At 43.0% G+C, this 23219-nt stretch carries 21 protein-coding genes; 15 read left to right on the top strand and 6 right to left on the bottom strand.

Going from position 1 to position 23219, the window contains the following annotated elements; all coding sequences use genetic code 11:
* Nucleotides 1–29 precede the first annotated feature (29 nt).
* The gene (gene pepF / locus IGI72_RS11085) at nt 30–1847 is read left to right on the top strand and encodes an oligoendopeptidase F (RefSeq protein ID WP_438754207.1); all 1818 of its coding nucleotides are present in this window, start codon (nt 30–32) and stop codon (nt 1845–1847) included.
* A gap of 130 nt (nt 1848–1977) precedes the next feature.
* Here pepF and IGI72_RS11080 read toward each other — a convergent pair whose 3' ends face one another.
* Both IGI72_RS11080 and IGI72_RS11075 read right to left on the bottom strand, forming a co-directional pair.
* On the bottom strand, nt 1978–2634 hold the full coding sequence (locus tag IGI72_RS11080; protein WP_005229705.1) for a ClpXP adapter SpxH family protein: 657 nt from the start codon (nt 2632–2634) through the stop codon (nt 1978–1980).
* A 108-nt stretch (nt 2635–2742) separates the two neighbouring features.
* On the bottom strand, nt 2743–3318 hold the full coding sequence (locus IGI72_RS11075) for a CYTH domain-containing protein (protein ID WP_438754205.1): 576 nt from the start codon (nt 3316–3318) through the stop codon (nt 2743–2745).
* Between the two features lie 196 nt (nt 3319–3514).
* On the opposite strand from IGI72_RS11075, the gene IGI72_RS11070 reads away from it, so the two are divergent.
* Genes IGI72_RS11070 through mgtE form a run of 4 tightly spaced genes read left to right on the top strand, consistent with a single transcriptional unit; the run spans nt 3515 to nt 7272 of the window.
* On the top strand, nt 3515–4183 hold the full coding sequence (locus IGI72_RS11070; RefSeq protein ID WP_005229708.1) for a GTP pyrophosphokinase: 669 nt from the start codon (nt 3515–3517) through the stop codon (nt 4181–4183).
* A 5-nt stretch (nt 4184–4188) separates the two neighbouring features.
* Nucleotides 4189–4986 carry an NAD kinase gene (locus IGI72_RS11065; protein WP_026008090.1) on the top strand — a complete coding sequence of 266 codons (798 nt, stop codon included), beginning with the start codon at nt 4189–4191 and terminating at the stop codon, nt 4984–4986.
* Between the two features lie 4 nt (nt 4987–4990).
* Complete coding sequence (locus IGI72_RS11060) at nt 4991–5890, top strand: RluA family pseudouridine synthase (RefSeq protein WP_074932946.1); 900 nt, start codon at nt 4991–4993, stop codon at nt 5888–5890.
* Nucleotides 5891–5907: 17 nt separating this feature from the next.
* Nucleotides 5908–7272, top strand: a complete 1365-nt coding sequence (mgtE, locus tag IGI72_RS11055; RefSeq protein WP_438754203.1) for a magnesium transporter — start codon at nt 5908–5910, stop codon at nt 7270–7272.
* A gap of 53 nt (nt 7273–7325) precedes the next feature.
* Here the strand turns inward: mgtE and IGI72_RS11050 are convergent, their stop codons facing one another.
* Entirely contained in the window at nt 7326–8162 is an 837-nt protein-coding gene (locus IGI72_RS11050; RefSeq protein WP_010749431.1) for an AraC family transcriptional regulator, read from the bottom strand.
* Nucleotides 8163–8306: 144 nt separating this feature from the next.
* Here IGI72_RS11050 and IGI72_RS11045 point away from each other — a divergent pair, with 144 nt between their 5' ends.
* Nucleotides 8307–10058 (top strand): ABC transporter ATP-binding protein, encoded by a 1752-nt coding sequence (locus IGI72_RS11045; RefSeq protein WP_010749432.1) that lies wholly within the window; start codon nt 8307–8309, stop codon nt 10056–10058.
* A complete protein-coding gene (locus IGI72_RS11040; RefSeq protein WP_438754201.1) occupies nt 10045–11826 on the top strand; it encodes an ABC transporter ATP-binding protein in 1782 nt (593 codons plus the stop codon). Before IGI72_RS11045 ends, IGI72_RS11040 begins: the two co-directional genes overlap by 14 nt.
* A 61-nt stretch (nt 11827–11887) precedes the next feature.
* Here IGI72_RS11040 and IGI72_RS11035 read toward each other — a convergent pair whose 3' ends face one another.
* Nucleotides 11888–12529, bottom strand: a complete 642-nt coding sequence (locus IGI72_RS11035; protein WP_015509972.1) for a copper homeostasis protein CutC — start codon at nt 12527–12529, stop codon at nt 11888–11890.
* A gap of 102 nt (nt 12530–12631) precedes the next feature.
* Here IGI72_RS11035 and IGI72_RS11030 point away from each other — a divergent pair, with 102 nt between their 5' ends.
* The 5 genes from IGI72_RS11030 (at nt 12632) to IGI72_RS11010 (ending at nt 18006) form a co-directional block, all read left to right on the top strand.
* The gene (locus IGI72_RS11030) at nt 12632–13474 is read left to right on the top strand and encodes a methyltransferase domain-containing protein (protein ID WP_428220813.1); all 843 of its coding nucleotides are present in this window, start codon (nt 12632–12634) and stop codon (nt 13472–13474) included.
* 353 nt (nt 13475–13827) lie between these two features.
* Entirely contained in the window at nt 13828–14331 is a 504-nt protein-coding gene (trmL, locus tag IGI72_RS11025; protein WP_015509970.1) for a tRNA (uridine(34)/cytosine(34)/5-carboxymethylaminomethyluridine(34)-2'-O)-methyltransferase TrmL, read from the top strand.
* 17 nt (nt 14332–14348) lie between these two features.
* Entirely contained in the window at nt 14349–15002 is a 654-nt protein-coding gene (locus tag IGI72_RS11020; protein WP_015509969.1) for a histidine phosphatase family protein, read from the top strand.
* Nucleotides 15003–15022: 20 nt separating this feature from the next.
* On the top strand, nt 15023–17677 hold the full coding sequence (gene recD2, locus IGI72_RS11015; RefSeq protein WP_438754198.1) for an SF1B family DNA helicase RecD2: 2655 nt from the start codon (nt 15023–15025) through the stop codon (nt 17675–17677).
* Between the two features lie 101 nt (nt 17678–17778).
* Nucleotides 17779–18006: a hypothetical protein gene (locus tag IGI72_RS11010; protein WP_005229738.1), complete on the top strand. Its 228-nt coding sequence runs from the start codon at nt 17779–17781 to the stop codon at nt 18004–18006.
* Between the two features lie 103 nt (nt 18007–18109).
* Here IGI72_RS11010 and IGI72_RS11005 read toward each other — a convergent pair whose 3' ends face one another.
* Complete coding sequence (locus IGI72_RS11005; RefSeq protein ID WP_005229739.1) at nt 18110–18733, bottom strand: response regulator transcription factor; 624 nt, start codon at nt 18731–18733, stop codon at nt 18110–18112.
* On the bottom strand, nt 18730–19839 hold the full coding sequence (locus tag IGI72_RS11000) for a sensor histidine kinase (protein ID WP_438754196.1): 1110 nt from the start codon (nt 19837–19839) through the stop codon (nt 18730–18732). Before IGI72_RS11000 ends, IGI72_RS11005 begins: the two co-directional genes overlap by 4 nt.
* An 86-nt stretch (nt 19840–19925) precedes the next feature.
* Here IGI72_RS11000 and IGI72_RS10995 point away from each other — a divergent pair, with 86 nt between their 5' ends.
* The 3 genes from IGI72_RS10995 to IGI72_RS10985 are packed head-to-tail and all read left to right on the top strand — an operon-like array spanning nt 19926 to nt 23177.
* Nucleotides 19926–20858 (top strand): ABC transporter ATP-binding protein, encoded by a 933-nt coding sequence (locus tag IGI72_RS10995; protein ID WP_015509966.1) that lies wholly within the window; start codon nt 19926–19928, stop codon nt 20856–20858.
* A 14-nt stretch (nt 20859–20872) separates the two neighbouring features.
* A complete protein-coding gene (locus IGI72_RS10990) occupies nt 20873–22018 on the top strand; it encodes an ABC transporter permease (protein ID WP_438754194.1) in 1146 nt (381 codons plus the stop codon).
* On the top strand, nt 22005–23177 hold the full coding sequence (locus tag IGI72_RS10985) for an ABC transporter permease (RefSeq protein WP_438754192.1): 1173 nt from the start codon (nt 22005–22007) through the stop codon (nt 23175–23177). Before IGI72_RS10990 ends, IGI72_RS10985 begins: the two co-directional genes overlap by 14 nt.
* Nucleotides 23178–23219: the final 42 nt, after the last annotated feature.

Raw genomic sequence — 23219 nt, 5'->3', positions numbered from 1 at the left:
TTTTAACCAATGAACAAGGAGTGAAGGGAATGTCAGAAACAAAACAATTACCAGCACGTGAATCGATTCCAGTCGAAAAAACGTGGGACTTAACGAAAATCTATGCCGATGATGCGGCTTTTGACATAGAATTTCAAGAGATCCAAGCACAAGTCAAAGAAGCAAGTCGTTACCAAGGCACTTTAGCCGATGGGCCGCAAGCCTTCTTATCCGCATTAGAATTTGTTTTAGCGCTTTCTCGTCGTTTAGAGAAACTCTATGTATACAGTCATTTGAAAAACGACCAAGATACTGCCAATACGACGTATCAAGGCTTGTATGCAAAAGCAAGTAACTTGGTTGCGCAAGTAAGTGAAGCCGTTGCTTGGTTTGATCCTGAGCTATTGACAATGTCTGATGAAACGATTTGGGGCTATTTCGATCAAGAGCCGAAACTAGCTGTTTATCGTCATATGATCGAAAAAACCATTAACGAGCGTCCACATGTCTTGCCAGCGGAGCAAGAAGCGTTATTAGCTGGTGCTGGCGAAATTTTTGGGGCACCTGGCAACATTTTTTCTGTTTTAAACAATGCTGATTTGGATTTTCCAGTAGTTGAAGATGAAAGCGGGGAAAAAGTGCAGTTATCTCATGGTGTATACGGTGAGTTGATGGAAAGCACGGATCGGTCTGTCCGTGAAGCAGCCTTTAAAGGTCTTTATGGTGTCTATGAGCAATTCCGCAATACCTTTGCCCAAACATTAAGCACCAATATCAAAGCCCATAACTTTAAAGCAAAAGCCCGCAAATTTGATTCGGCACGGCAAGCCGCTTTGCGTGCCAACCACATTCCTGAAAGTGTCTACGATACATTAGTGGATGTCGTCAATCAGCACCTGCCATTGTTGCATCGTTACATGGCATTAAGAAAACGCCTGTTGGCTGTCGATACGTTGCATATGTATGATGTTTATACGCCGATTTTAGGGGAAGCACCCATTCGATATACCTATGAAGAAGCGGTCGGAAAAGCGAAAGAAGCGTTAAAACCATTAGGTGAAGAATACCTTGCGGTGGTTGAAGAAGCCTTCAGCAATCGGTGGATCGATGTCGTTGAAAACAAAGGCAAACGCAGTGGCGCGTATTCTTCTGGTGCCTATGATACGCTGCCATATATCCTGATGAACTGGAATGATCGATTGGATCAACTCTTTACTCTTGTTCATGAAATGGGACACAGTGTGCATAGTTACTTTACACGTAATAACCAGCCTTATGCCTATGGGGATTATTCGATTTTCTTAGCAGAAATCGCTTCAACCACCAATGAAAATATTTTGACAGAGTATATGCTGCAGACTGAAACAGATCCACGGGTCAAAGCTTATGTCTTGAATCATTTTCTTGATGGCTTCAAAGGAACGATTTTCCGTCAAACGCAATTTGCCGAGTTTGAACACTTCATGCACGTGGAAGATGCGAAAGGAACGCCGTTGACCAGTGAGTTCTTAAGCGAGAACTATGCCGAGTTAAATGCAAAATACTACGGACCTTCTGTTGAAAAAGATCCTGAGATTCGTCTTGAGTGGTCACGCATTCCGCATTTCTATTACAATTACTATGTTTACCAGTATTCAACCGGATTTTCGGCAGCTTCTGCTTTAGCGAAGAAAATCTTAGCAGGTGAACCAGATGCCTTAACCAACTATTTGAACTATTTGAAAGCTGGACGCAGTGATTATCCAATCGAAGTCATGAAAAAAGCGGGCGTCGATATGACAAAAGCAGATTATATTGAAGACGCGATGAAAGTATTTGAGCAACGCTTGAATGAATTGGAAGAACTCGTCAAAGAAATTGAAGCATAATTGAAAAGCGAACCAATCCGTAAAGGATTGGTTTGTTTTTTTGTTTGTCCACAATAAAAAACGCTGCGCAGCGAGCCAAACACAAGATCATCGTTTGGCTCGCTGAGCAGCGTCGCTATTGAATAGGGTTTCATAAAAGAATCAACCCGCGATCAATTTCATGAATAGTGGAAAGTTTTGGTGCTTTCAAAGACTGAGCTTTTTGCAAAAATGTATCGAGTTCTGTTGCTGTACCACAGACGAGCGGAAGACTTCTCAGTTCCTCTGATCCTTCTAAAAGGACCCCATATTCTTCTTCACTTGAAAAATCATACACCACAGCAGAGGGTGTGATCGTGATGCCCATATCTTTGGCTACACGCTGATCGGTGGCAAAGTTCTTTTTCACTAGCTCAGAGGATCGATCTTCTAGGAACATCTCTAAATCACCATTCGTTTCAGAAAATAATTCCTTCACTAAGGCATCGCTATATTCTTGTCTTTCGATCCCTATCCGTTGTTGCAGTTTCAACAAGAAATCCCGCGCAATTTTTTTCCCTTGCAACTGAGCGGCCTTATAGTCCAGTGATGCAGCATAGATTTGGTTGGTCTGTTCATTTCGCAAGACCAAATCCGTCTTATTCATGGACAAATAGTCCATTGAGACACCTACGGAAAACAAGTTAACGAAAGGTAGGATCTGCAAATGGATTTTTTTGCGGCTGGTGTTTAATTTATTGAGAATCTCTTTTTCGATATCATAACAAATAGGCCCAATCGGATTAATAAATAAAAACAGTTCGATCATTTGAATCTCTCCCCAATTAAGATTCTTTTGTACCTTGAAAAACAAAATAAGTATGTTTTATTAAATATAGCAAAAAAACGCGAAAAAAGTAAGCAAAAGGACAGCTTACTATGATTTTTCTTCAACGGCTCGGATGATCTTGTTTTTCGCTGGTCGGTAAGGAACGCCAAAGAGACGTAACAAGGAGTGAAAGGCATCTTTCCCTTTAATCGGTTCGTTGACTTCTAACTCCAACTCATAATCATGCTGTTGACCATACCAGCTTTCATCTAACGCGAGCAATCCTTCTTCAATCGGAAATTCCGCCCGTTTCGTTTTTAATGCTGCGATCATACGTAACTTGTCAGGCTCGATACCTGCCGCTCTTAGGCGCTGAGCAACGATACCCGTAGGTAGAATTTTTTCTGAAGCAATCAATGAAGCTGCGGACGTTTTCGTCAAAGGATCAGTCGTCTCTAATAACCCGTGCTCAATGGGGGTTTTTAGCGTTAATTCCGCATTGGTAGCAGTCGTGCGAATACGCAAGCCAAAGTGCTTTTCCCGCAGCTTATGATCTACCGTATCAAAATAGTAATTGGTTTGTATCTTAAATGCTTCTTCTGACAAATTGTAATAAGCAAGCAGCTGGTGGTATTCTTTTTCCGTCAACATCGTCTTGTATTCGATCTCTACTTGTTCGCCCATCGTTTCTCACTCTCTTTCTATTGCAACCATAGTGTACGCTGTTTCAGCTATTCCGTCAAAGAAACCAAACAAAGAAAAGCAGAGATGTTGGGGGAGAGACAAAAAATCTTTTGTTTCTGCTCTTCTGTTCATTCAGTTTTATTCCAAGAGTATGGTAGAATAAGAGGTATGTTATGAACAGAATCGAGGGAGAAGAATGATTCGAGATTGGGAAGAATTCTTAGCGCCTTATGAACAGGCGGTTTCAGAATTAAAAGTAAAATTAAGAGGCATACGAAAACAATATCGGGAACAAAACAAGCATGTTCCCATTGAATTTGTCACTGGGCGGGTCAAGCCAGTGGATAGCATTTTAACGAAAAGTAAATTACGTGGGATTGCTTTGGATCGGCTTGAAGAAGAGATGTCTGATATCGCTGGCTTGCGAATCATGTGTCAATTTGTGGAAGACATTCACCAAGTCGTTGAACTCTTACGAACACGCAAAGACATGAAAGTGATCATTGAACGGGACTATATCACCAATAAAAAAGCCAGTGGCTACCGTTCGTATCATCTAGTGATCGAATATCCCGTTCAACTGATCGACGGGGAAAAAATTATTCTAGCTGAGATTCAAATTCGGACACTAGCGATGAATTTTTGGGCAACGATCGAACATTCACTAAACTACAAATACCAAGGGGAATTTCCCGCAGAAATCAGTGAACGACTGCGTCGGTCGGCAGAAGCCGCCTATCAGCTAGATGAAGAAATGTCCAATATCCGTGAAGAGATCCAAGAGGCACAACGGTTATTTTCACATGGGAAAGGCAAGCGAGGCGGACATGATCAGAACCCGTTGCCAAAGGGGGAAACGGAATGAAAGGTATCCGCGTGGCAATCGTCCATAATCAAGAAAGCAAGTCGGTAGAAGTGACAAAGCGTTTAACTACGCTTTTAGAACAGTCAGAAAATAAGATCGATCAAGACAATCCTGAATTAGTGATTTCTGTTGGGGGAGATGGCACGCTCCTTTCTGCTTTTCACTTGTACAATCATAAGTTGGATCAAGTACAGTTTTTAGGCGTCCATACGGGTCATCTCGGCTTTTACACGGACTGGCGAGATTATGAATTGGAAGAACTAGTCGAGTCATTATGCAATGACCATCAAAAAAGCGTCAGCTATCCGTTATTAGATGTCCGTATCACGTATGCGAATGGAAAATCAGACAAGCATTTCCTAGCATTGAATGAATCAACGATCAAGCGCGGCAATCGAACGATGGTTGCCGATATTTCTATTAAAGAAGACCTCTTTGAAAAGTTTCGCGGCGATGGCTTATCGATCTCAACGCCCACCGGCTCCACTGCTTATAACAAGAGTGTTGGTGGGGCAGTCTTGCACCCAAGTATCAATGCCTTTCAATTGGCAGAGATTGCTTCGTTGAACAATCGTGTCTTTCGGACCCTTGGTTCGCCGATCGTCGTGGGTCACCATGAATGGGTCAAAGTACAACTGCAGCAAAGCACCGACTATTTAGTGACGATCGATCAGTTTACCATCGAACAAGAAGAAATCGATGCTATCTATTACCGTATTGCCGATGAACGGATTCATTTTGCGTCTTATCGGCATATGCATTTTTGGAATCGGGTCAAAGATTCCTTTATTGGAGAAGAATAAACCCATGGAATTTACGTATCACTATACTGGACAAGGACAGCAAGTCAAATACTTTTTGAAGGAACAGGGGGTGTCCAAAGGACTGTTAGCAAAAATCAAATTTCAAGGCGGAAAGATATTTGTCAACGATCACGAGCAAAACGTCTTGTTTTCTTTGGCGCAAAATGATAGGGTAACTATTGTAATTCCTCCTGAAGGGGAACATGAGACGATGCTGGCTGACCCGACACCGATTGAGATCGTGTATGAAGATGCCCATCTGTTAGTCGTGAATAAGCCAGCAGGCATCTCATCGATCCCTGCGCAATATCATCCGACTGGCACGATGGCCAATCGCGTCAAGGCCTACTATCAAGCGCAGCACTATGAAGATCAAGTGATTCATGTAGTCACGCGGTTAGACCGTGACACATCAGGACTGATGCTTTTTGCAAAACATGGGTTTGCCCATGCGAAGCTGGATAGCCAGTTGCGAAAGAAGCAGGTCGTAAAAAAATATCAAGCCCTCGTTGCTGGTGAACTGCCCGCACTTTCTGCCCATGGTGAGATTGAGCTGCCGATTGCTAGAGACCTGACGTCACTATTGAAACGCAAGGTCAGTGACGAAGGAAAAGAAGCACGGACGGAGTATTGGCTAAAACAGCGCAATTCAGATTGCGCTTTAGTTGATATTCAGTTACACACAGGCAGGACGCATCAAATAAGGGTCCATTTTTCTGCAATCGGTTGTCCTTTATTAGGAGACGAGATGTATGGCGGTACAATGGCTCTTGGGATCAAACGACAAGCATTACACTGCTGTCAGCTGCAATTTCAGCATCCCTTTACGAATGAACCGTTGGCTTTTAAGCTGCCCTTACCAGCAGACATGGCCGCTGTTTGCTCAGCCATGGATAGGCAATAACAAATGAGGTGAAGAGATTGGATGAAAATCAAGAATTAACTGAACGGTTTGATCAACTGAATCAAGCATTAAAAGACAATGATATCCAGGGATTTCGTGAGGCGTTCTTGGATCTGCATATCTACGAGCAGGGTCAGTTCTACCAATCTCTAGAAGCAGCCGATCGACAAATCGTCTATACGTATCTTTCCCCGAAAGAATTGGCAGACATGTTTGACGTCATTGAAGAAGATGATGAACACATGGTGGACTATCTTTCAGAGATGCGCCCTGCCTATGCGGCTGATATGTTGGCGCAAATGTATACCGATAATGCGGTTGACCTGCTGAATACTCTGGATAAAAAACAAACAGCAAAATATTTGAGTTTGATGACCGCTGAAGCTGCTAGCGAAATCAAAGAGCTGCTGCACTATGAAGATGAAACTGCTGGATCGCTGATGACTACCGAGTTTGTTTCCATTGTTGCCAACCAAACGGTTCGTTCAGCGATGTATGTCTTAAAAAATGCCGCAGATGTTGCCGAGACGATTTACTATATTTACGTCGTGGATACTTATAATAAGCTTGTGGGCGTTATTTCTTTAAGAGACTTGATCATCAATGATGAAGATACCATGATCGCTGATATTTTGAACGAGCGGGTGATGTCGGTTCATGTTGGAGATGACCAAGAGGATGTCGCTCAGACCTTCCGAGATTATGACTTTCTCGCATTGCCAGTCACTGATTATGACGATCACCTATTAGGGATCGTGACCGTCGATGATATCATCGATGTTATCGATGATGAAGCAGCCAGTGACTACTCTGGTTTGGCAGGGGTCAATGTGGAAGAAGTCAGTGAAAACCCGATCAAAGCGTCTTCGAGACGCTTGCCTTGGCTTATCACCTTACTCTTTCTCGGAATGGCCACCGCCAGTCTGATCAGTCATTATGAAGAGTTGGTCAGCGAAGCAAGTATTCTCGCTGTTTTTATCTCACTGATCACTGGGACCGCTGGTAATGCTGGTACCCAATCCTTAGCCGTAGCCGTTCGTCGTCTGGCGATCAATGACGACAAAGAAAACAGCTTTATGAAGACGGTGGTAGGTGAAGTGCTGACGGGACTGTTCACAGGTGCCATCACGGGGTTGACGATTTTTGCTATCGTAGCTGTCTGGAAACAAAATCCGATTCTAGGGTTTGTGATTGGGATGGCGATGATGTGTGCCATCACAGTAGCCAACTTAGCGGGAAGTTTGATCCCGATGCTGATGGACAAGCTGGGTTTTGATCCAGCAGTGGCAAGTGGTCCGTTTATCACGACCCTTAGCGATTTGACCAGTGTTTTGATCTACTTCAACATTGCCAGTCTTTTTATGAACTATTTTATTCAATGAACAAAGAGCAAGCCGATGATTCTTCATTCGAAGGAAGGTCATCGGCTTGCTCTTTAATTTTTTGGTTTTGGCAATACCCCAGAAGGAGAGACACCATAAAGTTTTTTAAAAGACTTGCTGAAGTGATAAGCATCCTGATAGCCCACAGCAGAGGCGACTTCTTTGATCGTGAGGTTTTCATTTTTTAACATGTCTTTGGCACGCTTTAAGCGAATCTCAATCAAGTAGTTGATGGGACTGACACCCGTCGCCTCTTTAAAAATCTTTGAAAGGTACGTCGGGCTGAGAAATTGATCCTGTGCGAGCTTCTCTAACGTGATTTCTTCTTTGTAATGATTTTCCAAGTAATAGACCGTATAGTTGACGATTTGTTGTTGTCGTCGTTGGCTTTTGGAAAGGTAAGGCACGACATTGATATGGTCTTCATTTAGTCCACGTAAAATGTAGACGAGCATCTCCATCAAAACAGCCTTTTGCATCAATTGAAACTCATCCCGCTCTTCACTGCTTTCTCTCACCAACTGCCAGGCTTTTTCCAAAACTTGATGATGGTATTTGCCTAGCTCCAACAAGGGGTGTTTGTTCGGGAAAAAATTCCGTTTAAAGCCTTCCAAAGAAATATTTTTCAAACCAATATGCAGCTGATGGGAGCGAGTGCCCTTAGGCTGCAATTCGCAGTGATCGACGCCAGGATTGAAAAGCATGACGCTGCCAGCACGGATTTTTTTCGCTGGTTCTTTTTCAAAATAATAGGTACTTTCTCCTTCTAATAAGACGCTGATTTCTAAAAAGTCATGATGGTGCATTTCTCCATGACTTTCTGATTGTGTCCATGGGTCAAAGAGATAGATGATTTCTGGATTAAACGTGCGAGGGTTAACTAAATTCATGGCTGATTCACTCCAATTGGGTGCTTATTTCCTGTAAAAAAAGGGAATGGTACTTCTTACTAATATTTTACATCAAAATGAGTAAGAAAAACCATTCAAATCGCTTTTCAAAACGCTAAGCTTAACAACGAGAGGGGGAATTAGATGAGTAATACACAATGGATCTGGCGCTATGCCAAAAAGAACCGGGGCAAAATCATATTGGCAGTCCTGTTTTTAGTGATCAATGCAGCGCTGATCATTGTTAATCCGTACTTGGGAGGAATGGTGATCGATGATGTCATCAATCAGCAAAAAACGCACTTATTGATTCCATTATTGTTGATCATGATCGCAACGACCGTCATTCGTACCATTGTCCGCTACAGTTATCAAATTTTATTTGAACGGGTCGGGCAAAATACGCTATACGATTTACGGGAAGATTTGTATCAGAAGCTGCAAGAATTGGATTTCGACTTTTTCAATCACACTCGTGTGGGAGATATTATGGCACGGATGACTGGTGATACCGATGCCATTCGCCACTTTGTTTCTTGGGTGACCTACAATATCGCTGAATGTATCTTGTGGTTCTTTTCAGCGGTGGTGGTTATGAGCTTTATTGATTGGAAATTGATGTTGGCGCTGGTGGCTGTCACACCGATCATATTTCTGTTGACCAATCGCATGTCTAAGAAAGCACACCCGTTGTTTTTTGACATTCGTGAGAGCTTTTCGCGCTTGAATTCAATGGTGGAAGAAAATATCGGCGGCAATCGAGTGGTGAAAGCTTTTGCTCGTGAAAATTTTGAGATTGAAAAATTTCGCTCTTACAACGAAGATTTTAAGACCCGCAATATGGCATCTGCCAAAGTATCCCGTACCTATCTGCCATGGCTTGATGGCTTAGCAGGAAGTTTGTCAGTCATTGCCTTGATTTTGGGTGGGATCTTCGTTATCAACGGCGAGATGACATTAGGGGATCTTGTTGCGTTTAATGGCTATCTTTGGATGTTGAATAATCCTATGCGCATGAGTGGTTGGTTGATCAACGATGTTCAGCGATTTTCTGCAGCCTGTATCAAAATTCGGCAAATGTTGGCGCAAGAATCGAAAATTCCTGTTCATCAACAAGAAAAATTAGAGCCAATCAAAGGATTTGTAGAGTTTAAAGATGTTTCCTTCCACTTTTCGGATGATCCGAATCAAAATGTGTTGGAAAACATCAACTTCAAAATTGGCCCTGGCCAAACGTTAGGGATCTTAGGGGAAACCGGTTCAGGGAAAACGACGTTAGTGAATTTAGTTGGACGCTTTTATGATCCGACTGAAGGGGAAGTATTGATTGATGGAAAAAACGCCAAAGAGTATCCCGTGCGCCAAATGCGGGAAAACATTTCAATGGTGATGCAAGATGTCTTCTTGTTTTCCAATACCATCTCCGACAACATTGCTTTTGGAAATCCTTTAGCTGATGAAGGCTTTATTCGGCAAATGGCGGTAGTCGCTGATGCAGATACCTTTATTTCTCGGATGCCTCAAGGCTATGAAACGATCGTGGGCGAGCGAGGTGTGGGGCTTTCTGGCGGACAAAAACAACGGATCTCCCTAGCACGGGCCTTAGCCAAAGATCCATCGATCTTGATTTTGGATGATACGACGTCTGCCGTCGATATGGAGACAGAATCGAAGATCCAACAGGAGCTGACAAAATTAACAGGAGAGAAAACGACGTTTATCATTGCGCATCGAATTTCCTCTGTTCGAGAAGCCGATCAGATCCTGATGATGGAAAAAGGACGAGTCGTTGAACAAGGGACCCATGAAGAACTTGTCAGTCTGCGGGGCAAATACTACGAAGTGTATCAAAAACAATTAGGCTTGTCAGGAGGTGAAGACGATGGCGAGAAATAAATTTGATGTGGATGAGGAATTAGACCAGGAGTTTAGTTGGAAGGATTTCAAACGCTTGTCACAATATGTCGTTCCTTATAAAAGAAGTATTGCCAAAGTCCTATTTACGATCATTCTGGCAAACTTAGCAGGAATGTTAGCGCCCGTTTTCACAAAGATCGCGATCGATTCATCGATTCCTGAGAAAAATGTCAACCAATTGCTGCTTCTAGGAGCTGCCTTTCTAGTGACCTTGATCGTTATCGGCGTCTGCATGCGTTACCGTATCTACCATATCACGAATATTGGTCAAGACGTATTGAGGGATATGCGCTTTGATATTTTTGAACATCTGCAGCGACTGCCTTTTTCTTATTTTGATACAAGGCCCCACGGCAAGATCTTGATTCGCATCGTAAACTATATCAATACACTGAGTGACCTATTGAGCAACGGCCTGATCAATTTGATCTCGGATGTTTTCAACGTCATCATCACCTTGATCTTTATGTTTGCGATCGACTTCAAATTGACCTTGTATTCCCTTGCGTTGCTGCCAATTTTGTTCATCATGGTGATGGTGATCAAGAATAACCAGCGCAAAGCCTATCAGGTGTTGAGTAATAAACAATCCAATCTAAATGCTTACATTCATGAAAGTATTGCTGGTATCAAGATTACTCAATCCTTTGCGCGAGAAGAAGAAAATGCTGAGATCTTCCAAGAAGTCAGCAATGATTACCGGACTTCATGGATGAAAGCTGTCAAAATTCAGTTTCTGATGTGGCCAGGGGTGCAAAACATTTCAGTCATTACGACTTGTTTGATTTATTTTGTCGGCATTCGTCAGATCGGTGTCGATGTCAGCACAGGTACTCTGATCGCTTTTATCAGTTATATCAATAATTTCTGGAATCCAGTCATCAATATCGGGAATTTTTATAATTCTTTGATTACAGCAACAGCCTATCTTGAACGGATTTTTGAAACGATGGATGAAGTCCCAGATATCGAAGACAAACCTGATGCAAACGTATTGCCGACGATGAAAGGGACCGTTGATTTTGAACACGTGACCTTCCGATACGAAGAAGGCAAAAACATTCTTTCTGATGTTAACTTCCACATTGAACCTGGGGAAAGTATTGCTTTGGTTGGTCCTACTGGTGCAGGGAAAACCACGATCATCAACTTGCTGAGCCGCTTTTATGATGTCAATGAAGGCAGTGTTAAAGTGGATGGGATGGACGTTCGTGACGTGACGCTGGAATCGCTGCGCTCACAAATGGGTGTCATGCTGCAAGATACCTTTATTTTCTCAGGAACGATCATAGAGAATATTCGCTATGGAAAATTAGATGCGACAGAAGAAGAGATCATCGAAGCAGCGAAGATCGTCCGTGCCCACGACTTTATCACGGAGTTGAAAGACGGCTATCAAACCGTCGTCGAAGAACGAGGAAGTACTTTATCTGCAGGGCAACGGCAACTGATTTCCTTTGCCCGAGCGTTGTTGGCTGATCCAAAAATTTTGATCTTAGATGAAGCGACCTCAAGTATCGATACGAAGACAGAAGAATTGCTGCAAGAAGGATTGTTGAAGCTGTTAGAAGGCAGAACCTCATTTATCATCGCTCACCGACTGTCCACGATCAAAAATTCTGATCGAATCTTTTACGTGGCAGGGGGGACAATCGCTGAATCGGGTAACCATGATCAGCTAATGGCACAAAAAGGCTTGTATCACCATTTGTATCAATCACAATACGACTTATTGCAAGCGATCTAAAAGAATCCCCACAAACAATAGAAACGCATCGTTTGTGGGGATTTCTTTGTATCCTTCAAGCTCAATCGTTAAGGTCAACGATTCTGGTTCCATGAACTTCTTTTACACCTAGTGTATCGGCAACTTCTTGGGCATTTTCAAAGGAAATGCCACCGCCAGGTAAAATCGTTAAACGCTCACCAGCATAGGCGATCAATTCTTTCAGACGATCGAAATTTGCTTCGATTGGAGTGCCTGCAGCACCACCATGGGTCAAAATCCGCTGTACCCCATGCTCAGCTAACCAATCGATCGCCTTGAATTGGCGCGCTGCAGGAATCGCGTCGAATGCCATGTGAAAAGTAACCTGCAAGCCTTCTGCGGTTTCTAACAGTAGCTCCAATGCTTCTTCGTCCAACCAGCCGCTAGGTGTTAAGCAACCTAGAACAACGCCGTCTGTTCCTAATTTTTTTGCTTCGATCAAGTCGGTATGCATGATTTTCAATTCTGTATCATTGTAAACAAAATCACCGCCCCGAGGTCGAATGATCGTCATAACGGGTATTCCTTTTTCGCCAGCATATTGCAGAACTTCTTCTTGCACGCCGGTACTTGGTGTTGTTCCGCCGACTGCTAAATTATCACAGAGTTCGATGCGCTTTGCACCTCGGGCGATTGCTAAGGGAATATTGGTATAGTTTTCTGCACAAAATTCTTTTAACATGATTTACCTCCATTTGATGGGTGTTCAATTGATTTGTTATTCTATCCACTAGCATTCTACCACAAGAATATGCTAAAGTAGAGCAGAGATGAGGGAAGTTGAATGTTAAAAAAAATCGATCGCGGGCGCCTATTTTTAAACGCCCATTATCACTTGTTTGAATGTCCATTGTGCCGCCAAGCATTTTTCCCGACCGAAAATGGCTTGGTTTGTCCAAATCGTCATCGATTTGACTTATCAAAGAAAGGCACACTTTTCTTTTTGGATCATCAAGTCAAAGCAGATTATGATCAAGCACTGTTTTTGCCGCGTCAACGAATGATCGCTAGCGGCATGTATGCACCAGTCCTTGAGACCATCAAAGCAGCTTTGGGAGATGCTAAGCATCTTTTAGATGTTGGCTGCGGGGAAGGCAGTTTTCTGGCTCAGCTGGTCAATGAAAAGACTCAGGCGGCTGTCGGCTTTGATATTGCCAAGGACGGAGTCTATCTAGCAACCAATCAAAACGTACCAGCTTTTTGGTGTGTGGCGGATCTGACCAACCTGCCGTTTGCTGAAGCGAGCTTTGATATGATTTTTAATCTATTTTCGCCGTCAAATTATGGGGAGTTTAACCGCATTTTAAGAAAAGGCGGACAGCTGATCAAAGTGGTCCCTGCGGCGGATTATTTAAAAGAACTACGAGCCGCTTTTTATCCTGATGATGAAACAAAACAACAGTATTCGAATGAACGGGTCGTTAGCAAATTTTTTGAACACTATCCCAACGCATCCCGTCAAAGAGTGACGCATGTTTTTGCGATCCCTGAAGAAAATCGTCAAGATTTACTTGCCATGTCCCCGTTAGAGTGGGGGGCTTCGGAGGAACGCAAAGAAAAGCTGCGACAAACCCCTTTGACACAGATTACGGTTGATGTTGAGGTGTTGATTGCGAAAATTTCCTGAAAATATTTTGAACTTTTTTGTTATTTACTCTTGCAATCATGCCATGGGAGTGATATATTGTTCTCAAGTCATTTTTCATTGGTTTTTATCAGGTTCCTGTTCTGATAAAAGTTAGTGAAAAGAGCTTCACTAACGTAACGACTCGCAGTGATCGACACCGAGTTGGTACGTTTTTTTTATGCCCAAAAAAGCGCCCAAAAAATGATGTTTCTAGAAAAACAAGCGTGCCAAAATATGGTACTATAGAAGTTATTGAAGTAGTTACTGAGCATGCAATGGAAAACGTAACGTTTAACGACACAAATCAATGCGAGAACCGATCGGCAGTAACCGATCGAAAGGAGTTTTTATCTATGAATCACATCGTTCTTTTTGAACCTCAGATCCCAGCCAATACGGGGAATATTGCACGGACGTGTGCAGCAACAAATACTCATTTACACTTAATCGAGCCTTTAGGCTTTTCAACGGATGACAAGCAATTGAAGCGTGCTGGGCTTGATTATTGGCACGATGTCAATATTACCTATCATAAAGATTTAGCTGCTTTTATGGACTTTTTAGGAGCGCGTCCGTTGTACCTGATCTCGAAATTTGCCAATCGCGTGTATTCTGATGTCGATTACACCGCAGATGACGATCAGTTCTTCATTTTTGGGAAAGAAACGACGGGGCTTCCAGAAAGCTTTATGCGTGAGCATGCCGAAAAATGCTTGCGGATCCCCATGAATGATGAGCACGTTCGTTCCCTAAATCTATCAAATACGGCTGCGTTGATCATTTATGAAGTTTTGCGGCAGCAAGGATTTCCGCAGTTGGAATTGACGCATCATTACGAGAACGACAAATTAGACTAAGAAGCGAGGCTTTTTCGATGCAATTATACTTTACCCGTCACGGAAAAACAGAGTGGAACCAAGCACGCCGCTTTCAAGGAATGCTGGGGGATTCGCCGTTATTGCCAGAAAGTTATGATGAGATCAAATTACTCGGTGATTATCTGGCAGCTATTCCTTTTGAGAAGATTTACTCAAGTACATCTTTGCGAGCAAAAGTGACTGCTCAAGAGATCCAAGCAAGACTCCAACACCCTGTTGAAATCATTTATAATGAGAACCTGCGAGAAATCGGACTCGGTGAATTGGAAGGTCGGTCCATCGATGAAATGCATGAGAAGTATCCCCAACAACTGACTGATTTGCGTAATCACCTGGATCGTTACGATCCCAGTGCCTTTAAAGGTGAGCCGATCCAAGAAACATTGAGCCGAATCGAGACCGTCGTCATGGATGCGGTGATGCAGCATGAAGGCCCATTATTGTTCGTCGGTCATGGAGCATCCTTTACGGCTGCTATACAGTGGCTTGCAGGCAAACCATTAGCCGAATTAAGAGAGCAAGGTGGATTAGTCAATAACAGCGTTAGCTTATTAGAGACGAATGAACAAAAAGTATTGCCTTTTGAACTAAAAGTTTGGAATGAAGCAAGCTTTCTAAGCAATCAGGCAGGATTAGACGCTTTATTGTAAACCATGAAAGGAGCGGCACCATGATTCCAGAAAGAACGTTTTTTGTCGGCCATGTTGCCGCCATCTTTTTCCAGAATCCCAGCAATTTTTATAAAGTACTATTAGTTAAAGTCACTGAGAATAATGCCGACTACAAAGACTCGGAGATCGTCGTTACTGGTAGTTTCGGCGAAATCCAAGAAGAGGAAAAGTATCGTTTTTTTGGTGAGCTGGTCAATCATCCCAAGTATGGCGTCCAGTTGAAGGCCGAAAGCTACCAACAAGAACAACCGACCTCTGAACAAGGGTTGATCGCCTATCTTTCTGGAGAAAAATTTCCTGGGATCGGTAAGAAGACCGCTGAAAAAATCGTTGATCTTTTAGGAGAAGAAGCGATCGACCGGATGCTGGAAGAACCAACATTGTTGGAGCAGATTCCAGGATTGAATGAAAGTAAGCAAAAAATGATTTTAGATACCGTTCGGCAAAATCATGGGATGGATCAAGTGATCGTTGGCTTGAGCCGTTATGGTTTTGGTAGTCAGCTTTCTTTTGCAATCTACCAAGCCTACAAAAATGAAGCATTAGCAATTATCGAAGAAAATCCTTACCAGCTGGTGGAAGACATTGAAGGCATTGGCTTTAAACGCGCAGATGGCATCGCTGAGCAGCTAGGGATCGAAGCTTCGTCACCGCAACGGTTTCGAGCCGCAGTCTTGCATCAGATCTTTGCCCAATCCTTGCAGACGGGTAATACCTTTATCCACGCCCAGGACTTGTTAGAGCAGACACTGCGTTTATTAGAGACGAGTCGTCCTATTGAGATCGCGCCAGACGACCTGGCATCAACGATCATTCAATTAGTGGAGGAAGGAAAAATCCAGCAAGAAGAAACTCGTTTATATGAAAACAGTTTGTACTTTTCTGAGTGGGGAATCGCTAGTTCCATCGAACGCTTGCTTTCCCGCAAAAAAGAGATCGTGTATCCTGAGAAAAAAATCAGCAAAACGCTGCGAAAAATTGAGAAGCATTTAGGCATCACCTATGGGTCTTCGCAAGAAGAAGCGATCAAAGAAGCCATTCGTTCGCCATTGTTTATTTTGACAGGAGGACCTGGTACTGGGAAAACGACGGTGATCAATGGGATCGTACAATTGTTTGCTGAATTGAACGATTTGGACTTAGAACCATCAAAATACAGCGACGAAACCTTTCCGATTCTCTTGGCAGCACCGACTGGTCGAGCCGCCAAACGAATGAACGAAACGACTGGCTTGCCAAGTGGTACGATCCATCGTTTGTTAGGCTTGAACGGACGTGAAAAAGCGCCATCGATCAGTCCAAAAGAATTAGAAGGCGGCTTACTGATCGTCGATGAGATGTCTATGGTGGATACATGGCTGGCGAATACCCTCTTTAAGTCGATTCCTACGAATATGCAAGTGATTTTTGTGGGGGATAAAGATCAGCTTCCTTCTGTGGGACCAGGGCAAGTCCTTCATGACTTGCTAGCGATCGATGCGATCCCGAAACAAGAATTGACGGAAATCTATCGTCAAGGCGATGGGTCAAGTATTATTCCACTCGCCCATGCCATAAAAAATGGGCAGCTGCCTGCTGATTTTACACAAAACCAAAAAGATCGTTCTTTCTTTGCGTGTGATGCTTACAAAATCGAACCGTTGATCGCTCAAATCGTGAAACGGGCAAAAGACAAAGGCTACACGCCGCAAGATATTCAAGTGTTGGCACCGATGTATCGTGGGGCAGCGGGTATCGACGCCCTTAATAAAATGATGCAAGAGATTTTTAACCCCAATGATGGGACCAAAAAAGAGGTGACCTTCAATGATACGGTGTATCGTATCGGCGATAAGGTCTTGCAGTTGGTAAACTCTCCTGAAGATAACGTGTTTAATGGCGATATGGGACAAATCGTTGGGATCACTCTAGCCAAACAGTCGGAAGACAAGATCGACGAGCTGGTCATTCAATTTGATGCCAACGAAGTGACCTATAAGCGGAATGAATGGAACAAGATCACGTTATCCTACTGTTGTTCGATCCATAAATCTCAAGGCAGTGAATTTCAAATGGTCATTTTGCCGATGGTTCATCAATACCAACGCATGCTGCAGCGCAATTTGCTATATACTGCTGTGACCCGCAGCAAAGAGATGCTGATTTTACTTGGTGAACCACAAGCGTACCAAACTTGTGTCAATCACGAATCTGCGACTCGTTTAACGACGCTGAAAGAACGCATCAATGGCACAGAAAAAATGACGCCGTTGCAACGAGCAAAATTGGCCCAATTTGAAGAAGCCGATGATCCATTTTATGATGATTCCTCTGTTGACACGAAAGTAAAAACGTCTTCGACGAAGATAAAGGAGCAATCCAGCACTGAAGTTACTGCTAACAAGCTAGCAGTAGAAAAGACCTCAGATAGTGGGCTTGATTTGTTTGCTTTTGCCGAGACGGAGCCGTTAGCATCAAATCAGACAGAAACGGCAAAGCCTCTGTCAGGGGATAAGGTTCTAAGTGAAGGGACTACGGGGGAAGAAGCACTCATCGAAGAAACGCCAAACGATGGTGTATTGACTTTAACGATGGTCAAAAAGCATTTAGTGGATCCAATGATTGGCATGAAGGATTGTTCTCCATACGACTTTATGCCCACAAAAAATGGTTGATTCAAAGATGAGAAAATACTAAAAAAGGGTCGTTAGTGAGCGCTTTCTTTTGGTTTTTTAGCTTCTTATGCTAAGCTAAAATCAAAAGGAGGCGTTACGTTATGGCGAAAGAAACCGAAGATAAATTAGCAAAATTAGCAAAAGAATCTGGCAACGACTTTAAAAAGTTAGATGAGATGGAAAAAGAATTCAAATTGGATGAAAGTCCTGAGTCAGAACGAGGCGATCGGGAAGAATCTGGCTTAGAAAAAACGTTAGATAAGGCACCGATTTTTCCGCCTAACACACCGAATAATCCAACGAATCCTGGCAGTCCTGGAAATCCATAGCTTGTCCACCAAAAAACTACGACAGTCGGATAATCGAATAGAAAACAAAAAGCCTGAAGAATGCAGCTTCGCATTCTTCAGGCTTTTTTGCAATCGATGAGGTTTACTGTAAATGCTGATAATAATAGATCGCTAATTGCGTGCGATCCCGCAACTCCAGCTTTTCTAGTAATTGACTGATGTAATTACGAATGGTTCCATCACTTAGATACAAGGCATCGGCGATTTCTTTATTATTTTTACCCGCTGCTACTTCTTTGATGATCGCAAGTTCACGTTCGCTAAAAGATGCTTGATTATCTATCGCTGGTTGGTTCTTCATCATTTGCGTGAAGGTCTCGACGATCTCATTCCCAAACACGACTTGCCCATTGTATGCGGCTTTGACAGAAGGGATGATCGCTTGCAGGTTCTGTTTGATCAAATATCCTTTGACACCGATAGAAAAGGCTTCACGAATGTATTCTTGATCTTTGAAGGTGGTCAAAAGCAAGAGGATCGCTTGCGGAAATTTAGCCAGTATTTCTTTGGCAGCAGCGATCCCAGTTTGTTCCGGCATACGGATGTCGGTCAACAAAACGTCAGGACGATGGGCTTCGTAAAGAGCAATGGCGTCTTTGGCACAATGACCGATACCCAACACCTGAATCTCTTCTGTGCTTTCAAGAATGGTTTGTAACGAGGTCGTCACAAACGGGTCATCATCAATAATGACTACAGTAATCATTGGTGTTCCTCCTTTGGTAAAATGATCGTCAACTGAAAGCGTTGGTTTTCTTGCAAAATATGAACTTGACCTTGCAGCTCCTGGACCCGTTGACGCATCGTTTTCAGACCGATTCCGCTGTTTGCAGTTTGGGGTGAATTGACGTCCTCGTTGGTGATCTGCAAACGGTAAAAGGCGGGCAGCGTGCGAAAATGCAAGACAACGGTTTTGGCATGACTGTGTTTGATGCTGTTGGTCAAGGCTTCTTTGATGACCATTAAGAAACAGTTTTGCTGTGCTTCGCTCAATCCTTCAAACAAGTTTCCTTCAATCGTTACGGAAGAGGGGAAATCAGCAATCAGAAACTCTATGGCTTGCGGAAAAGAAATCGATGTTTCATGGAGATCATGAACGCTTTGCCGAATGCGATCCATCCCAGTGTGAACCGTTGCACTCAAATTTGCTAACGGCACATTTAATTTCGGCTCTTGATTGATCATTTCAAGCGCACCAATTTGTAAAATGGCACTCGAAAGTAGATGGCCGACATTGTCATGGATATCTCGCGCGATTCGATTTCGTTCTTCCGCGATTTGTAAGGCTAATTTTGTCTCTTGTGACAGGGCTAATGCTTTGTTTTGTTCCGATAACTGCTGCTGCTTTTCCCAATGGGTATCTTTTGAAGCAATATATTTTTTCTCAAGATCGATCATTCGCTGCTCTTTTTTTCGTAAATAAAAAGCGAAAAGCAGTAGCAGGATGATAAAGGCGAGCTCAGTGGGTGAATGGTTGCCAACCGTCGAAATCAACAAAAAACCTAATAGGAATAAACCATCATCTTGTCTTTCTTTTGGAGCGATCACCCGCATCATTGCGGGCAAAAAGAGGGCAAGCGCTGACCAAAAGGCACATAGCAGCAACAGAATAACTTGAAAAAACCAGCTTGGTTTCTTAGGCAGCAAATAACTGACGCCAGTAAATAAAACAGCGATCAGCAGATAGATGACTTGCACAGCAACAAATCCTTGGTTTACCAATAAGAACAATGAGATAGCGAGGAAAAAGCCCGCTTCGGTGAGTGGTCGATAGTTCGTCATAGGAGACTCCTTCATTGTGACAAATGTCATGGTTGGTTTAGCCAATCGTCACTAGTTTCTTTCCTTGAACTTTATTATAGTCAGATTAACAAGAAATTTGGAAGGAGTTTTTCATCATGATTATCGAAATTGATAAATTAGTAAAACGCTATGGTGATTTTGTGGCGTTGAACCATTTTGATCTGCAAGTTCAAGAAGGAGAAGTTTTAGGATTATTGGGACCAAACGGAAGCGGAAAATCCACCGCCATCAACTGTATGCTCTCTTTGTTAAATTATGACAAAGGCACCATTAAACTGTTTGGATCAATCATGACGCCGGAAAATTATGCCGTCAAGGCAATGATTGGCGTCGTTCCTCAAGATGTTGCCGTCTTTGAAGAACTTAGTGTGCAAGAAAATATCGATTACTTTTGCGGTTTATATGTTGCTGACAAACAGAAACGCCAAGCCTTGATCGAAGAAGTGATTCAATTAGTGGGATTGGAAAATTTTGTGACGTTTCACCCAGGCGAGCTCAGCGGTGGGTTGAAGCGACGATTGAATATCGCCTGCGGGATCGCTCATAAGCCGCGCTTGATCTTTTTAGATGAACCCACGGTAGCGGTCGATCCTCAAAGTCGGAACAAAATTTTAGAAAGTATCAAAGAACTGAATCGTCAAGGAGCGACGATTGTTTATACGACCCATTACATGGAAGAGGTGGAGATTCTTTGTGACCAGATCGTGATTATGGATCAAGGACAGGTGATTGCTAAAGGAACCAAGGAATCTCTAAAAGATATGGTACGGACAGCGGATCGTTTGACCATCGATATCCCCTTACTGCCTGAGCCTGTATTGACAACGATTCAGCAAACCATTGCTTCTGATGGGATCGCCTATAAAAACGGTCAGCTTGAAGTAACAACGACGGAGCTGAATACAGTTTTATTACCGATTCTGACGCTCTTACAAGCAGAGCATATCACTTATGGAAAAATCGCAACCAAAGAAGCCACCTTGAATGATGTCTTTTTAGAGATCACGGGCAAGGAATTGAGAGATTAAAGGAGGGAATCACAATGTTTTGGCATTTTTATAAATACCGCACAAAAGTATTGCTGCGAAATAAATCCATGCTGTTTTGGACGTTGGCGTTTCCTATCCTCTTAGGTCTAATGTTTATGGCTGCCTTCGGGGAGATCGATCAAGCGGCCAATCTAGAAACGATCACAACGGGGATCGTAAAGACTGGAGATCAAACAGCGCTTTCGGAAAATTTTTCCACCGTCCTTGAACAAGTAAAAATCAATGAAAAACCATTATTTGAACTCGAGGAATTACAAGAGGCAGAGGCAGCTGAGAAGCTGACTGCCGGTGATTTAGCTGGGTATTATCTGATTGATGATGAAACCATTTCTCTGTATGTGGGCCAAGCGGGCATGAGCCAGTCGTTGATGAAAAATGTAATGGATCAATTTTTACAACGCACAGCAATCATTGCTAGTAAAGCGGCAGAACTTGAGAGCCTTGATCTGGCACCAATTCTATCGGCTTTTGAGCAGGAAGCGACTTTTCAAGAAGTGAATGCTGATCGTGACATGAGTTTCAAAAGTTTCTATTTCTTTACGTTGATCGGGATGGCGATCCTCTACGGGACGATGTGGGGTGTCCGCAATGTCCAGGATCAGCAAGCCAATCAATCCGCGAATGGTATTCGGCTTTCCTTGATACCAAGAAAACGGACATTGGTTTCAAGTGCGAATTTAGCGGCGAGTTTTACGATTGTGTTAGTAGAAGTCTACATTATTTTAGCGGTGTTTCGTTTTGTCTATCAAGTAGACTTTGGCGATCGTTGGCAATGGTTACTGCTGGTTGCCGCATTAGGATCATTGTGTGCGATTTTGCTAGGGACATTGATTGGGAATCTGACACCAAAAATGAATTTGGTGCAAAAGGACGGAATTTTGATTTCCGTGACGATGGCAATGAGCTTTTTTGCCGGGATGATGGGCTCGGAACAAATCAAGTATTGGCTTGATCTGCATGTGCCACTGTTGGGGCAAGTGAATCTCGTCAATTTGATCAGTGAAAGCCTGTATCAATTGTACTACTATACAGATTTGACTAGCTTTTATACCAATCTTCTATGGCTGACTGGCTTTATCGTCCTATTTGCCATCGGGAATGCTTGGATCGAAAGAGGGGTGCGCTATGACGCTTTATAAAACGATTTGGACTTTGCTTAAAGCAAATAAGTCGAACTTACTGATTGGGGTATTGATCACTGTTGTTGTCACATTCTTTTATGCACAAAGCATCGATGTCGAAAACACCTCTTTGCAAGAGGCAAAAATTGCTTTGATCAGTGAGGAGGAGTCGCCTGTCGTGGATGGTCTCCGAGCCTATTTAAAAGAAAAGCAAACCTTGGTCACGTTGGATGGCACCTGGCAAAAAGAAATTGATGATGCGCTTTATTTTAATCGTGTAAACATCGTCTTGCATGTGCCAGCAGATTTCACTCATCAAGTTGAGGCAGGCAAGATGCCGACGATCGAGATTCAAAGTCGACCAGATGCCTTTTCTAAAACAGTCGTCACTCAGCAAGTGAACACTTTTTTACAAACAGTCCTTTTGTTTCAGGAGGAAGGCAAAACCGTCGGATCGGCGATAGAACAAGCGCAATCTGCACTGGCGGTCACAGGGGATGTGAAGCTGAGTGCAGAGTATGGGCAGCGAATGAAAAAACTGTTGACTGGCATGACCTTTAACTTATTGTCTTATGGGCTCTTTCTCTCGGTATTTAGCGGGTTTGGTGTGATCAACTTGGCATTCAATCGCAAAGAAATCAGCAAGCGAAACCAGAGTGCACCACTTCCGAAGCGTGTATTGCAGCGGAAAATCCTTCTAAGTTTGATCAGCTACTCGCTACTCTTGACCTTCGGCTTTCTACTACTGATGGTGTTATTAGTGATTCGCACGTCTTGGGATACAGCAGCCTGGTACCACATTTTGAATACGTTCTTGTTTTTATTGCCAGTTATCAGCTTTTCAGCTTGTGTCACTTCCCTGGTGAAAAACTCAGAAGCAATCGGTGGGATCAGCAATATCTTTATAACAGGAAGTTGTTTTGTCGGTGGTGTCTTTGTATCCGCGAATTTCCTGCCAGATATCGTCAATAAAATTGCAGCGTTTACGCCAACCTATTGGTTTGTACAAAACAATACATTGATCAGTGAAACCCTCACTTATAATCAAGCGTTCACAGAATCCTTTTGGTTCAATGGCTTCGTACTAGTCGCTTTTGCTGCCGTGTTTTCAATGCTCCAATTTATTTTGGGAAGAGAAGGAAGCCGTCGTTGGCAATACCACTCGGCGAAAAATTAATGATCGAACGTATAGAAAAACGATACAAATCAGCAGCGATTT

Source organism: Enterococcus sp. DIV1059_2 (assembly GCF_051713685.1).
GTDB classification, from domain to species: Bacteria; Bacillota; Bacilli; order Lactobacillales; family Enterococcaceae; genus Enterococcus_D; species Enterococcus_D casseliflavus.
This window is presented reverse-complemented; position numbering and strand designations above follow the sequence as displayed.

Excerpts from the sequence above, each read along its gene's own strand:
- pepF (WP_438754207.1), top strand. The coding sequence starts at position 30 with ATGTCAGAAACAAAACAATTACCAGCACGTGAATCGATTCCAGTCGAA.
- IGI72_RS11080 (WP_005229705.1), bottom strand. The coding sequence starts at position 2,634 with ATGATCGAACTGTTTTTATTTATTAATCCGATTGGGCCTATTTGTTAT.
- IGI72_RS11075 (WP_438754205.1), bottom strand. The coding sequence starts at position 3,318 with ATGGGCGAACAAGTAGAGATCGAATACAAGACGATGTTGACGGAAAAA.
- IGI72_RS11070 (WP_005229708.1), top strand. The coding sequence starts at position 3,515 with ATGATTCGAGATTGGGAAGAATTCTTAGCGCCTTATGAACAGGCGGTT.
- IGI72_RS11060 (WP_074932946.1), top strand. The coding sequence starts at position 4,991 with ATGGAATTTACGTATCACTATACTGGACAAGGACAGCAAGTCAAATAC.
- IGI72_RS11050 (WP_010749431.1), bottom strand. The coding sequence starts at position 8,162 with ATGAATTTAGTTAACCCTCGCACGTTTAATCCAGAAATCATCTATCTC.
- IGI72_RS11045 (WP_010749432.1), top strand. The coding sequence starts at position 8,307 with ATGAGTAATACACAATGGATCTGGCGCTATGCCAAAAAGAACCGGGGC.
- IGI72_RS11040 (WP_438754201.1), top strand. The coding sequence starts at position 10,045 with ATGGCGAGAAATAAATTTGATGTGGATGAGGAATTAGACCAGGAGTTT.
- IGI72_RS11035 (WP_015509972.1), bottom strand. The coding sequence starts at position 12,529 with ATGTTAAAAGAATTTTGTGCAGAAAACTATACCAATATTCCCTTAGCA.
- IGI72_RS11030 (WP_428220813.1), top strand. The coding sequence starts at position 12,632 with ATGTTAAAAAAAATCGATCGCGGGCGCCTATTTTTAAACGCCCATTAT.
- trmL (WP_015509970.1), top strand. The coding sequence starts at position 13,828 with ATGAATCACATCGTTCTTTTTGAACCTCAGATCCCAGCCAATACGGGG.
- IGI72_RS11020 (WP_015509969.1), top strand. The coding sequence starts at position 14,349 with ATGCAATTATACTTTACCCGTCACGGAAAAACAGAGTGGAACCAAGCA.
- recD2 (WP_438754198.1), top strand. The coding sequence starts at position 15,023 with ATGATTCCAGAAAGAACGTTTTTTGTCGGCCATGTTGCCGCCATCTTT.
- IGI72_RS11010 (WP_005229738.1), top strand. The coding sequence starts at position 17,779 with ATGGCGAAAGAAACCGAAGATAAATTAGCAAAATTAGCAAAAGAATCT.
- IGI72_RS11005 (WP_005229739.1), bottom strand. The coding sequence starts at position 18,733 with ATGATTACTGTAGTCATTATTGATGATGACCCGTTTGTGACGACCTCG.
- IGI72_RS11000 (WP_438754196.1), bottom strand. The coding sequence starts at position 19,839 with ATGACATTTGTCACAATGAAGGAGTCTCCTATGACGAACTATCGACCA.
- IGI72_RS10995 (WP_015509966.1), top strand. The coding sequence starts at position 19,926 with ATGATTATCGAAATTGATAAATTAGTAAAACGCTATGGTGATTTTGTG.
- IGI72_RS10990 (WP_438754194.1), top strand. The coding sequence starts at position 20,873 with ATGTTTTGGCATTTTTATAAATACCGCACAAAAGTATTGCTGCGAAAT.
- IGI72_RS10985 (WP_438754192.1), top strand. The coding sequence starts at position 22,005 with ATGACGCTTTATAAAACGATTTGGACTTTGCTTAAAGCAAATAAGTCG.